We start from the raw sequence: 12,752 nt of genomic DNA on the forward strand, positions 1-12,752 counted from the left end.
AAACTCCGGGCCTGTCCTAGAGGCTATGAACCAGCTTGCCGGCAACATAGGTTGCAACAGCGCGGCCGCTCATTCTCGCATCCTCAAAGGGTGTATTCTTCGAGCGCGACAGAAGCATGTCTTTTGCGACAAGCCAAGGCTCGTCGAGATCGACAAGTGCAATATCGGCCTTGGCGCCGGGCTTCAGCGTGCCCGCAGCGAGCCCGAAGATCTGTGCCGGCCGCGTTGAGAGCGCATCGACGAGACGCATCAGACTGACCTGTCCGCTGTGATAAAGCCGCAGCGCTGCCGGAAGCAACGTTTCCAGCCCAACGGCACCGTCTTCCGCTTCGCCGAAAGGCAGCCGCTTGGTATCGACGTCCTGCGGATCATGCGAGGAGACGATGATGTCGATCGTGCCATCAGCCAGAGCTTCGATCATACCGGTGCGGTCGTCTTCGGAGCGCAGCGGCGGATAGAGTTTGAAGAAGGTCCGATACTCGCCGATGTCGTTCTCGTTGAGCGCGAGATTGTTGATCGAAATGCCGCAGGTAACCTTGGCGCCGCGTGCGCGGGCGAGGCGGATGGCCTCGGCCGATTCCGGCACGGAGATCATGGCTGCGTGATAATGGCTGCGCGTCAGCGCCGCGATGCGCAGGTCGCGCTCCAGCGGGATCAATTCCGCTTCCTTCGGAATGCCCGAGAGGCCGAGCCAGCTCGCCAGCAAGCCTTCATGCATGACGCCGTTTGCGCCGAGATATTTGTCGCGCGTCTCGCAGGAGATGACTGCCCCGAATTCGCGCGCATAGGTCATCAGACGGCGCAGAACCTGGCTGTCGTGGACGCTGGAATGAGCGTCGGTGAAAACAACGGCGCCGGCTTCCCGCAGCAGACCGATCTCCGTCATTTCCTCGCCGGCGAGACCCTTGGTGAGGGCCGCAGCCGGATAAACATTGACGACGGCCGTATCGCGCGCGGTCTTCCGGACGAACTCGACAAGCGCAATATCGTCGATGACCGGATCCGTGTCCGGCATCATAATGAAGGAGGTCACGCCGCCTGCCGCTGCCGCGCGACTGGCGGAAGCGATGGTTTCACGATGTTCACCGCCAGGCTCACCGACATGCACGCGGGCATCGACCAATCCGGGAATGGCGACGAGGCCGTTGCAATCGCGAACGGTGGCACCCTTGGGAACTCCGTGGTTCTTTGCATCCTTGCCGGAGGCAACGATCACGCCGTCTTCGACAACGATCGTGCCGACTTCGTCGAGATTACGCGAGGGGTCGATGATGCGGACATTCTGGAGGACGATCGAGTTGCTCATGCGCCGGCTCCCTCGCTGCGAGGTCCTTGGTTTTGTGAAACAAGCAGTGTCTCCATGACGGCCATGCGCACGGCGACGCCCATCTCCACCTGTTCGGCGATGACGCTCTGCGGACCGTCGGCAACCTCCGAAGCGATTTCCACGCCGCGGTTCATCGGACCGGGATGCATGACGAGCGCATCCTCCTTGGCGACCTTGAGGGTCTCGGCGTCGAGTCCGTAGAAGTGATAGTATTCCCGCACCGAAGGCACGAAGGCGCCGGACATGCGTTCACGCTGCAGCCGCAGCATCATCACGACATCCGCATCCTTCAGTCCTTCCTTCATCGAATGGAAGACTTCGACGCCCATATCGGCAATGCCGGCTGGCAGAAGCGTCGCAGGCGCGACGACGCGGACGCGCGCGCCCATGGCGTTCAAGAGCAGGATGTTGGAGCGAGCCACGCGCGAATGCAGCACGTCGCCGCAGATCGCGACGATGATGCGCGAAAGCTTGCCCTTGGCGCGGCGGATCGTCAGCGCATCGAGCAGAGCCTGGGTCGGATGCTCGTGCTGGCCGTCGCCGGCATTGACCACGGAGCAGGAGACCTTCTGGGCCAGCAGCGCGGCAGCGCCGGCGCTCGAATGGCGAATAACGAGCACATCCGGCCGCATTGCGTTCAGCGTCATCGCGGTATCGATCAGCGTCTCGCCCTTTTTGACGGAGGAGTTGCCGACCGACATGTTCATCACATCGGCGCCGAGCCTTTTGCCTGCCAGCTCGAAGGACGCTTGGGTGCGTGTCGATGCTTCGAAGAAGAGATTGATTTGCGTGAGGCCACGAAGCGTCGACGTCTTCTTCTCGCGCTGGCGGCTTATCTTGACCGCTTCGTCCGCCTTGTCGAGAAGATAGTTTATATCCTGCTCGGTGAGGCCTTTGATGCCGATGAGGTGGCGGTGGGGAAAGAAGACCATGGACCTGCCCTCTGAATGTCGTCAGGGCGTCTATAGAGAGGGAGCGCGAAAGGGGCAAGCGCGCGCATGCGAAGAGCCTGCTTGTTCCCCATGCAAATTCGCCCGAATCCCGCTACAGCACCTATGCTGTTAGGAGACAAAACTTCCGGTTTCCTTTTGCAACCCTCTTGCTCTAAAAGCGAAATATGACCCAACCGACCCGGACTGACGACCCATTTGCCGATCTGAACCAGCCGAGCCTCTGGTCCGGCATCAATGCCTATCGTTCCGATCCGTTGATTGTCGATCTGACCTCCGGCCTGCCGCGCTCGATTCGCGAAGATCTGGAGCAGCTCGGCCGTTTCGTCACTTCGCACGAGGCGCAGGAACTGGCACGCATGGCGAACCAGGGCACGCCGCAATTGCGCACGCACGGCCCGCGTGGCGAACGTCTCGATGTGGTCGAATTCCATCCGGCCTGGCACGCGCTGATGCGCCGCTCCATGGCATCAGGCCTGCACTCCTCGATCTGGGATGCGCAAGCCGATCCGGAAGCCAAGGGGCAGTCACACAAGGTACGCGCCGCGCGCTTCTATCTGACGGCACAGCTCGAATGCGGCCATCTCTGCCCGCTGACGATGACCAGCGCCTCCGTGGCAGCCATGATGGCCTCTCCGGCCGTTCAGAAGGATTGGGCGCCGAAGGTTCTCTCGCGCAAATATGATTCGTCCAACAAGCCCGCCATGCAGAAGACTGCCGTTACCATCGGCATGGGCATGACGGAGAAGCAGGGCGGCACCGATGTGCGCGCCAATAAAACGAGCGCCGAAAAGGTGAGCGACGGAATCTACCGGCTCTCGGGCCATAAATGGTTCATGTCGGCGCCGATGAGCGATGCCTTCATCATGCTTGCCCAGACCAAGGACGGCATGGGCTGCTTCCTCGTGCCGCGGCTGCTCGAGGATGGTTCCGCCAACGGCCTGCATTTCCAGAGGCTGAAGGACAAGCTCGGCAACCGGTCGAACGCTTCCTCGGAAGTCGAGTTCACCGATACGTTCGGTTTCCTGCTCGGGGCGCCCGATGGCGGTATCCGCACGATCCTCGATATGGTGACGCTGACGCGGCTCGATTGCGCGCTGGCCTCCGCCGGCATCATGCGAGCGTCGCTCGCCGAAGCCGTGCATCATGCACGCGGCCGCAGCGTCTTCGGCAAGATGCTGGTTCAGCAGCCGATCATGACGCGCGTGCTCGCCGACATGGCGCTCGACGTCGCCGCCGCGACTGCACTTGCCTTCCGCCTGGCGGAAGCCTTCGACAAGGCAAGCGGCAGCAGCGAAGACGCCGCCTATGCCCGCGTCATGACGCCGGTTGCCAAATACTGGTGCTGCAAGATCGCACCGGCTCTGATCTATGAGGCCATGGAGTGCATCGGCGGCAGCGGCTACATCGAGGAGCGTCCGATCGCCCGTCATTATCGTGAGGCTCCCGTCAACGCGATTTGGGAAGGTTCCGGCAATGTCATGGCGCTCGACGTTCTGCGCGTGCTGAACCGTGGCAAGGACCTGTTCGAAACCGTGTTCGCCGGCCTTGCCCGCGATCTCGGACCTGCCGGCAAGAAGACCATCGAAGTCCTGCGCGCAGCCATGGCGCTTTGCGAGCAGGATGAGGGCGCTGCCCGCTTGCTGGTCGAGCAGATGGCGCTCGCAGCCGGTGCCGCCGAGCTTTATCGCCTTGGTGCAGGCAAGATCGCCGATGCTTTCATTGAAACCCGACTGGCAGGTGGCTGGCGTGCGACCTACGGCATGCTCGATGCCCGCTTCGACGCCAGCTACATCGTCGATCTCCTATATCCGCCGGCGACGTAACCATGGCTTCCATTCGAAACGTTCGATCCGAGGATATCGATCAGCTCTACGCCATCTCGCTCTCGACGGGCGACGCCGGCAAGGATGCGACGCCGCTCCACCGCGATGGTCGCCTGATCGGGCACATTTATTCCGCACCCTACGCCGTACTTCTTCCCGAACAGGTTTTCGTCGCCGAGGATGAGCAGGGTGTTTTCGGCTATATTGCCGGTGCCTTCGACACGATCGGCTTCGATGAACGGCTTGAGCGCGAATGGTGGCCGGCATTGCGCCCGCGCTATGCCGATCCGGCAGGCGATCCGTCGCTATGGGATGCGGATCAGCAGCGGATATCGGCAATCCATCATCCCAAGCATGCGCCCGCGATCCTCGTCGAGCGGTTCCCGGCGCATATTCATATGAATCTGCTGCCGCGCGCCCAGGGCAAAGGCGTGGGCACGGCATTGCTGGATCGCTGGCTCGAGAATGCCCGGGCCAACGGCATCAAGGGCGTTCATCTCGGCGCCAACTCCGGCAATCACGGCGGCATTCGCTTCTGGTCGTCGCGCGGTTTCGTGCCCGTCGAGCTGCCGCCAAGCGTGGCGTCCGAAACGACCGTATGGTTTGGTCAGTTTCTCTAATCTGTGGATTCGCCGGCTTGGGCGATATCGCCACCCTTCGCGTTGTTGTTCAGGCGGGCTCTACTTGCTAATCACCGATCGGTGACAGATTGGAGGCGAGTCGATGGCCGTTGCAAATGCAGCCGTTAAAATCCCGTTTGAGGCACCTGCTCCGGAAAAACGGGTGCGCAACCGCGCCGCAACCGAGCAGGTGATTCTTGATGCCGCCAAGCGCTTGCTGGCGGAGGAGGGGTTCCAGAATTTCGGTATCAACGCCGTGGCGCGCGGCGCCGGCTGCGACAAGCAGCTGATCTATCGCTATTACGGCGGTCTCAACGGCCTTGTGGAAGCCATCGGTACGGATCTCGGAGGCTGGGTCAAGGATCGCATTCCCGACGATACCGGCGGCATGTTCCTGCTGACCTACGGCGACCTTATGGAGCGGCTCTCGATGCTGTTTCTCGATGCCTTGCGCGCCGACCCGCTGATGCGCCGCATCGTTGCCTGGGAAGTGTCCGAAAGCAGCGAGCAGGTCCGTCGCCTTTCGGAAGCGCGCTCGAAGGCGCTAGCCGGCTGGATCGAGCGCATGCGCGGCTCGCTGGTGCCACCGAAGGGCGTCGATGCCCAGGCCGTCAACGCCATGATCTTTGCGGCCATCCAGCATATCGTGCTTGCCTCGGCGGTCAGCGACCAATGCGCCGGTCTTCCCTTGAAGACCGGCAAGGACTGGGAGAAGGCGGCAATCGCCCTGAAGCGGATCGTGCGCGGCGTCTACGGCTGATGCCGCTTACCAGGGGAAAGATATCCACAAGCCCGCTCGGCCGTTAACCTTAACAAATGGTTTACGTTGCGCCTCAGTGGTTAACTCGTCAGTGTGAGGAGACGATTAGTTAACCATCAAGCGTGCAGCCATGGGGTCGAAACCCGCAAAATTAGTGTTTCTGGTTACGGCGATGATGTTCTTCGCCGTGCTCGCACTAGATATAACGCTGCCCGCAATGGTGTTGAGCGCCATGGCGCTGTCGAACTGGCTCGTCCTTTCGACTGGCACGACGCAATTTCAGCGTCGAAGAGGTACCGCATGAAGTGGTTGTTGATTTGCTGGGCCGCCCCGGTCTCTTTCCTCGGGGCATGGTATTATCTGTCGTACTACGACATGAGCTTCGGCATATTCATGCTGACGCGGCAGGGGCACGATCTGGTCTTCGACATCTACGGCAAGATCCTCGGCATTCCACCTGAGACCATCCCGCCGCTCGTTGCCCGCGCCATCGCCTTCGATAGTCTGCTTGTGTTCGCGATCTTCGGCTTTCGACGCCGCGCCGCCATTATTGGGTGGTGGAAGCGCCGTCAGGAGGCGTCGGGATCCGTCAAGGTAGCCCTGCCGAGCGCCGACAGCCTGTCCAACGCTCCCTGAAGAATGAAGCTCGCCGCTGCCGAGTCGATGCGCTCGGCACGCTTGGCACGCGAAACGTCCATTTCCAGAAGCGCCCGTTCGGCCGCGACCGTTGAAAGCCGCTCGTCCCAGAAAACGAAGGGCAGGGCGGTCTTTTCCGACATGCTGCGCACGAAGGCGCGCGTTGCCTGCACGCGCGGCCCGGCTGAGCCATCCATATTGATCGGAAGCCCTATGACGAAGGCCGCGACCTTTTCCTTCTCGGCGAAGGCAAGCAATGTTTCGGCGTCCTGCGTGAACTTTACCCGCTTGATGACGGGGCGCGGCGTCGCAAAGCGCCGGCCGAGGTCGGACATGGCAAGGCCGATCGTCTTGGTGCCGAGATCGAGCCCGGCAACGGCCTGACCGGGCAGGAGCATCACGGCTAGGTCTTCGATGGTCAGCGTCGTCATCGGGGTCTCGCTCCTGTCAAAACAAATTGAAGCCAAAGCCGCTTTTCTTTGCGATGGTTTCGGATATCTCCTAGAACATTTCCAGCAGAAGCACACAGCGGTTTTGCGTGCGGAAATGCGGAAGAGCAAATCGAAGGAGTGTTTCCACCGGAAATGCTTCGGACACCGGCATTCCATTTCAAAACAAGTGCTAAGGAGCAATCCAATGAAGATCACCTGGCTCGGCCACGCCGCTTTTCGTATCGAAACGGCCAAGGCAAAAATATTGATCGATCCTTTCCTGACTTACAATTCTTCCTTTGCCGCTGCCGGCCTCAACATCAAGGATGCAGCCGAAGGCGTGACGCATATCCTGCTGACGCATGGCCATGCCGACCATGTCGGCGACACGGTTCAGATCGCTAAGGATACGGGTGCGGTGGTTCTCGCCAATGCCGATCTTGCCTCCTGGCTCAGCACCAAGGGCGTCGAAAAGCTGGAAATGGGCAATACAGGCGGCACCGTCGGTCTCGGCAGTTTCTCGGCAACCTTTACCAATGCGCTGCACTCCTCAGCCCAGATCACCGAGGACGGCGTTTCCCATGCGCTCGGCAACCCGAACGGCCTGATGCTGCATTTCGACGACGAGCCGACGCTGTTTCATATGGGCGATACCGACATCTTCTCGGATATGGCTCTCATCAATGAACTGCATCAGCCCGATATCGGCATCCTGCCTGTTGGAGACCGCTTCACCATGGGCGGTGCCGTAGCCGCGCTCGCCTGCCAGCGCTTCTTTAACTTCAAGACCGCCATTCCCTGCCACTACGGCACTTTCCCGATCATCGATGCGACCCCGGAAAAGTTCATCGCCGGCATGGAAGGCTCCAAGACCGCAGTTGCCGCGCCGAAGGTTGGCGAGAGCGTTTCTGCCTAACGATACCCGTTGCGTATGGCGGACATGGTCTTTATAGCGAGTGAGAAAAATCCTATCCGGAGAATGCCATGTCCGTCGATCTCGCCACTGTCAAACGCGTCGCCCATCTTGCCCGCATCGCCGTCAATGAAGACGAAGCGCAGCGGATGATGGGTGAGCTGAACGGCATTCTGGGCTTCGTCGAGCAGCTCTCCGAAGTGAATGTCGATGGCGTCGAAGCCATGACCTCGGTCACGCCGATGGCGATGAAGAAGCGCACTGACGAGGTGACCGACGGCAACAAGGCCGCCGACATCGTCGCGAATGCGCCGAATACCGATCAGAATTTCTTCCTGGTGCCCAAAGTCGTCGAATAACGGTTCCTGCTGAACCCTTTCCGACCCGTTGCCCAATTCCAGATCTGAAGCGAAACAAAATGAGCGAACTGACCAGCCTGACCATTGCCGAAGCCCGCGACAAGCTGCGCGCCAAGCAGATCACCGCCACCGAACTGGCCGAGGCCTATATCTCGGCGATCGATGCCGCCAACGGTCGGATCAACGCCTATATCGCTGTCACGCCCGACAAGGCGCGCGAAATGGCCAAGGCCTCGGATGCGCGCCTCGCCGCTGGCAATGCCGGTGCGCTCGAAGGCATCCCGCTCGGGATCAAGGACCTGTTCGGCACCGAAGGCATCCATACCCAGGCCTGCAGCCACATTCTCGATGGCTTCAAGCCGCGCTATGAATCGACCGTTACGCAGAACCTCTGGAACGACGGCGCCGTCATGCTGGGCAAGCTCAACATGGACGAGTTCGCCATGGGCTCCTCCAACGAGAGCTCGTACTACGGCCCGGTCATCAACCCCTGGCGCGCCGAAGGCACCAACCAGCAGCTCGTTCCGGGCGGCTCGTCGGGCGGTTCGGCCGCTGCCGTTGCAGCCCATCTCTGCGCTGGCGCCACCGCCACCGACACCGGCGGCTCCATCCGCCAGCCGGCCGCCTTCACCGGCACCGTTGGTATCAAGCCGACCTATGGACGCTGCTCGCGCTGGGGCATCGTTGCCTTCGCCTCGTCTCTCGACCAGGCCGGCCCGATCGCCCGCGACGTACGCGACGCCGCCATCCTCCTGAAGTCGATGGCAAGCGTCGATGCCAAGGATACCACCTCTGTCGACCTGCCGGTGCCGGATTACGAAGCCTCGCTCGGCCAGTCGCTGAAGGGCATGAAGATCGGCATCCCGAACGAATATCGCGTCGACGGCATGCCGGAAGAGATCGAGACGCTCTGGCAGCAGGGCATCGCCTGGCTGAAGGATGCCGGTGCCGAGATCGTCAACATCTCTCTGCCGCACACGAAGTACGCGCTGCCGGCCTATTATATCGTCGCGCCCGCCGAGGCCTCTTCGAACCTTGCCCGCTATGACGGCGTTCGCTACGGCCTGCGCGTCGATGGCAACAATATCGTCGACATGTATGAAAAGACTCGCGCTGCCGGCTTTGGCCAGGAAGTAAAGCGCCGCATCATGATCGGCACCTATGTTCTGTCGGCCGGCTATTACGACGCATACTACCTGCGCGCCCAGAAGGTCCGCACGCTGATCAAGCGCGATTTCGAACTTGCCTTCAATGCCGGCGTCGATGCGATCCTGACGCCCGCCACGCCGTCTTCTGCCTTCGGTATCGCCGACGAGGACCTCGCGTCCGATCCGGTGAAGATGTACCTCAACGACATCTTCACGGTGACGGTCAACATGGCCGGTCTGCCCGGCATCGCCGTCCCCGCCGGCCTCGACTCGAAAGGGCTGCCGCTCGGCCTGCAGCTCATCGGCAAGCCGTTCGAAGAAGAAACCCTCTTCAAGACCGCCCACGTCATCGAACAGGCCGCCGGCAAGTTCACGCCAGCGAAGTGGTGGTAAGCTCACCATCCGCGGCGGCACGAGCGGCTTGATGAACGACCTCTTCCTGCTTCGCCGCGTTTGACACCAACTATTGGAAGGGCCGCCCGGAAATCCGAGCGGCCCTTTTTGCAGGTGTCAATATTCCGCCCGAACGCCATCACACTTTAGACCGAAATACGATCATAAATTGCAGCGGGCCGCTTGGTCTCGTTCTCTGCAACCGAATCGGAAGGTCTCTTCATGCTCAAGCAAGTCACGGCGATCCTGCTCCTTGGCGCGTCTTTTCCAGCGATTTCGCTGGCGGCTGACAATGGGGCTATTCGATCCATAACCCTGTCTTCGGGCGGTCTGGCCCAGGTTTCGCGATCGGCCGATGTCAATAGCGACGGCGTGATCCGGATCGAGGTGCCGCTCGATCAGGTCGACGACATCCTGAAGAGCCTTGTGGTCAATGGGGCTGCGGGTTCGGTGGCCGGCATGGCGCTGGCGGGTCCGCACCCCTTGCAGGAAACCTTCAAGGGCCTGCCATTCAGTCTGGAAGCGCTCTCCTCCGTGCCGTCGCTACTGACGTCAATGCAGGGCGCCAAGGTGGCGGTCACCAGCGGTGGCAAGACCGTTGAAGGCAGCATTCTCGGCATAGAGGCGAGGAAGGCGGACGAGAAGGCAACGGCTTATCTGCTGACCGTCATCGACAAGGATGGCGCCGTGGAGACGCTGACGCTCGGCGAGGACGCGTCAGTCCGGTTTGATGACCCAGACACAAGAGCAAAGCTCGCAAAGGCGACGGCAGCTATCGCCCGAGGCAAGAACGACCGTACCCGCGCCATCGATATCAGGGTGAATGGTGCGAAGAGCAGCGGCGATATAGGCCTCACCTATGTCGTGCCGTCTCCCATCTGGAAGACGGCCTATAAGGTTGTCATCGACGGAAAAGACAAGGCGCGCCTACAGGCATGGACGGTGCTGGAAAATGCCAGCGGCGAGGATTGGAAAGGCATCAAGCTGACGCTGACCTCGGCCGAGCCGGTGACGTTGAGGCAGGGGCTGCATCAGCTCTATTGGAGGGAGAGGCAGGAGGTGCCTGTCAACACGGCGTCCAATGATGTCCTCGGTCCCGATAGTGGCGATCTGTCCAACAGACGGCGTCTGGCCTCGAGTATAGAGGCGCCGGCAATGCCCGCTCCGCGACGGGCGATGAAGAGTATAGACGGAAAGATGGCGGACGCCCCGGCCTATGCGACCGACGAATTGGCGGGGGCGGGAGAGGCAATGCAAATTGCCTCGGGAAATCCAGCTGCTGCGACGGAAAGCGATATCTCGGCTACTTTCGAACTTCCGGGAACTTACGATCTCGCCAATGGCGACACTTTGTCGGTGCCGATCATGGATGCGGATGTGGAAGCCGACATGGTAGACATGTATCGGGCCGGCAGCAGCCTGCGCAATCCCATCGCCGCTGTCATGCTGAAGAACACCACCGGCGTCAGCATGCCGGCGGGAATTCTGACATTGTACGACAGCAAGGCCGGCTATATCGGCGACTCCCAACTCTCGGCGCTGCCGAAGGACGATACGCGCCTCGCCAGTTTCGCGACCGATCGCAAGGTTTCGATCAGCGAACAGCAGACCCCAAAGGAGGAAATCGCCTCCCTGAAGGTTGCCGACGGCGTCATGAACGCCACCGTCAAATATCGCCAGACGACGACATACACCGTATCGGGCGCGCTTGACGGCGAAAGGACGGTCATCATCGAGCATCCGATTAGAGAGGGCTGGTCGTTCTCCTCGGCTGAAAGCTTCGGCAAGACGGCAACGCATCAGCGGCTCAAGGCGGTCGTGCCGGCAGGCGCGGAAAAGGTGCTGACGGCGGTCGACGAACAGCTTCAGAGCAACAGCTATGCGCTTGTCGATGTCGAGCCGGACATGTTGCTCGGCTGGTCGGCCTCGACCAATGACAAGGCGCTCACGGATAAGCTGAAAGAGCTTGCCGACGCGCGCAAAAGGCAGGTCGCCGTCCAGAACGAATTGGCGAGCCTCGATAGCGAAATCGAGAAAACCGTCAATGAGCAGGAGCGGATAAGACGCAATCTCGGCGCCGTACCGGACAAAAGCGATCTACAGAAGCGCTATTTGAAAGCTCTGGCGGATAGTGAGGATCAGATCGCCTCGATGAACGAAAGGCGCGATACGGTGCAACAGGAAAGCGATCGCAGGGGCGATCGGGTCACGGAGATCATCAGGACATTCTGAACGCCAGTCGCTTTCTCATGTGAGCAACATAAATCGGTGAGAGCCGCCCATTGGGCGGCTCTCACGCTTTTTCTACCTGTTGTCCAGCTGTGATCGCACCAGCCGCAATCCCTTGTCGCTGATGCGGTAGGGATGGCCGTCGGTGGATTTGATAGCCTTGAGGCGTTTCAGCCTTCGAAAAAGCTCAATGTCGAAACCGGGATAGACCCAGCCGTCGCGCGTGTAGCAAAAGACGGTTTCGATCTTCTTGTTTTCGGTGCGTTCGATTTCGATGCGCCCGCCTTGAGCGAGCAAGTGCAGGATGCGCTGTTCAGCGCGGGAAATGTCCATTGTTGTCTGAATCCGTCAAGCGCCCGAGAGGACGCATAAAAACGATCCGAAGCTTCCCTTAGGGGAAGTCGGGGCTTCGTTTTTCAGGCCCGGCACGCAAGGAGACTTGCGGGCGAGGCCTTTACCGGGACAGACAAAAGGTGGACATAAAAACTCCGTTGAGACGCCGTGTGTAAAACAGGTTGCGCTCGGCAGTCAAGCTTCAACCGCATCGATCGTCGGCGCTGCGAGGCCTGTCTCTGAATCTCGCCGCTGGAAAAAGCGGTGTCCAGGTGCTTTACTAGCTGAAATAGCGGGGGCTAGATGATCCACATTCGCAATGCTCATGAGGGTGAAACCGAGGTGTTGGCGAGTATAGGTCTGCGCTCCTGGCAGAAGGCCATGGGCGCGATTGGTGGCACCGGCGAGCTGCTGGAAGGCGCAAGCGAGGCCTTTTCGAATTTCACCCGCAATCTCTGGCTGACGATCACGGTCATCGAGCTGAATGGCGAAGCGGTGGGATGGGCCGCGCGCGAGGCGCTCGACGAGGCGATCTCGGATTTCTGGATCGACCCTGATTTTGAAAGGCGCGGCCTTGGGTCCGCGCTTCTGGCGCGGATCGAGCAGGATGTGCGCGAGCAGGGGCTGGAAAAAATTTCGCTGCAGAGCCATGCCGGAAACACCGATGCCATCGCCTTCTTCAAGGCGCGTGGCTATGGGATCCACTGGTTGTCGATCGTCTACTCGCCGAAGCTTGACAGCGATGTCCCGACTGTCGGACTTTCGAAATGGCTGGTCGAGGAGAGCGACGGCGCTTACGGACCGGGCATATAGCGTGCCAGTGACGC

The 12,752-nt window shown here is 60.7% G+C and carries 13 protein-coding genes; 9 read left to right on the forward strand and 4 right to left on the reverse strand.

Annotated features, from left to right (window positions below):
- Window positions 1–16 precede the first annotated feature (16 nt).
- Window positions 17–1,306 (reverse strand): dihydroorotase, encoded by a 1,290-nt coding sequence (locus ACIQJ2_RS32095; RefSeq protein ID WP_400675111.1) that lies wholly within the window; start codon window positions 1,304–1,306, stop codon window positions 17–19.
- Entirely contained in the window at window positions 1,303–2,259 is a 957-nt protein-coding gene (locus ACIQJ2_RS32100) for an aspartate carbamoyltransferase catalytic subunit (RefSeq protein WP_400675113.1), read from the reverse strand. The genes ACIQJ2_RS32095 and ACIQJ2_RS32100 overlap by 4 nt, the downstream gene beginning before the upstream one ends.
- 185 nt (window positions 2,260–2,444) lie before the next feature.
- On the opposite strand from ACIQJ2_RS32100, the gene ACIQJ2_RS32105 reads away from it, so the two are divergent.
- The 4 genes from ACIQJ2_RS32105 (at window position 2,445) to ACIQJ2_RS32120 (ending at window position 6,119) form a co-directional block, all read left to right on the forward strand.
- Window positions 2,445–4,103 (forward strand): acyl-CoA dehydrogenase family protein, encoded by a 1,659-nt coding sequence (locus ACIQJ2_RS32105; protein ID WP_199144726.1) that lies wholly within the window; start codon window positions 2,445–2,447, stop codon window positions 4,101–4,103.
- 2 nt (window positions 4,104–4,105) lie between these two features.
- Complete coding sequence (locus ACIQJ2_RS32110; RefSeq protein WP_400675115.1) at window positions 4,106–4,723, forward strand: GNAT family N-acetyltransferase; 618 nt, start codon at window positions 4,106–4,108, stop codon at window positions 4,721–4,723.
- A gap of 103 nt (window positions 4,724–4,826) precedes the next feature.
- A complete protein-coding gene (locus tag ACIQJ2_RS32115; protein ID WP_400675118.1) occupies window positions 4,827–5,483 on the forward strand; it encodes a TetR/AcrR family transcriptional regulator in 657 nt (218 codons plus the stop codon).
- A 300-nt stretch (window positions 5,484–5,783) separates the two neighbouring features.
- Window positions 5,784–6,119 carry a DUF6105 family protein gene (locus ACIQJ2_RS32120; RefSeq protein WP_199144720.1) on the forward strand — a complete coding sequence of 112 codons (336 nt, stop codon included), beginning with the start codon at window positions 5,784–5,786 and terminating at the stop codon, window positions 6,117–6,119.
- On the opposite strand, the gene ruvX is transcribed toward ACIQJ2_RS32120, so the two are convergent.
- Window positions 6,053–6,550: a Holliday junction resolvase RuvX gene (gene ruvX / locus ACIQJ2_RS32125; protein WP_199144717.1), complete on the reverse strand. Its 498-nt coding sequence runs from the start codon at window positions 6,548–6,550 to the stop codon at window positions 6,053–6,055. The genes ACIQJ2_RS32120 and ruvX overlap by 67 nt on opposite strands.
- A gap of 205 nt (window positions 6,551–6,755) precedes the next feature.
- Here ruvX and ACIQJ2_RS32130 point away from each other — a divergent pair, with 205 nt between their 5' ends.
- The 4 genes from ACIQJ2_RS32130 to ACIQJ2_RS32145 all read left to right on the forward strand — a co-directional run bounded on the left by ACIQJ2_RS32130 (window position 6,756) and on the right by ACIQJ2_RS32145 (window position 11,595).
- On the forward strand, window positions 6,756–7,466 hold the full coding sequence (locus ACIQJ2_RS32130) for a metal-dependent hydrolase (protein ID WP_400675122.1): 711 nt from the start codon (window positions 6,756–6,758) through the stop codon (window positions 7,464–7,466).
- Window positions 7,467–7,534: 68 nt separating this feature from the next.
- The gene (gene gatC, locus ACIQJ2_RS32135; RefSeq protein WP_015339557.1) at window positions 7,535–7,822 is read left to right on the forward strand and encodes an Asp-tRNA(Asn)/Glu-tRNA(Gln) amidotransferase subunit GatC; all 288 of its coding nucleotides are present in this window, start codon (window positions 7,535–7,537) and stop codon (window positions 7,820–7,822) included.
- Between the two features lie 59 nt (window positions 7,823–7,881).
- Window positions 7,882–9,363, forward strand: a complete 1,482-nt coding sequence (gene gatA / locus ACIQJ2_RS32140) for an Asp-tRNA(Asn)/Glu-tRNA(Gln) amidotransferase subunit GatA (RefSeq protein WP_400675125.1) — start codon at window positions 7,882–7,884, stop codon at window positions 9,361–9,363.
- A gap of 222 nt (window positions 9,364–9,585) precedes the next feature.
- Window positions 9,586–11,595: a DUF4139 domain-containing protein gene (locus ACIQJ2_RS32145; protein WP_400675128.1), complete on the forward strand. Its 2,010-nt coding sequence runs from the start codon at window positions 9,586–9,588 to the stop codon at window positions 11,593–11,595.
- Between the two features lie 72 nt (window positions 11,596–11,667).
- On the opposite strand, the gene ACIQJ2_RS32150 is transcribed toward ACIQJ2_RS32145, so the two are convergent.
- Window positions 11,668–11,925, reverse strand: coding sequence for a YjhX family toxin (locus ACIQJ2_RS32150; protein WP_199144709.1), 258 nt, complete (start codon window positions 11,923–11,925; stop codon window positions 11,668–11,670).
- 303 nt (window positions 11,926–12,228) lie between these two features.
- On the opposite strand from ACIQJ2_RS32150, the gene ACIQJ2_RS32155 reads away from it, so the two are divergent.
- A complete protein-coding gene (locus ACIQJ2_RS32155) occupies window positions 12,229–12,738 on the forward strand; it encodes a GNAT family N-acetyltransferase (protein WP_199144707.1) in 510 nt (169 codons plus the stop codon).
- Window positions 12,739–12,752: the final 14 nt, after the last annotated feature.

Source organism: Rhizobium sp. NPDC092011 (genome assembly GCF_044756305.1).
In the GTDB taxonomy this organism is placed as follows: domain Bacteria; phylum Pseudomonadota; class Alphaproteobacteria; order Rhizobiales; family Rhizobiaceae; genus Rhizobium.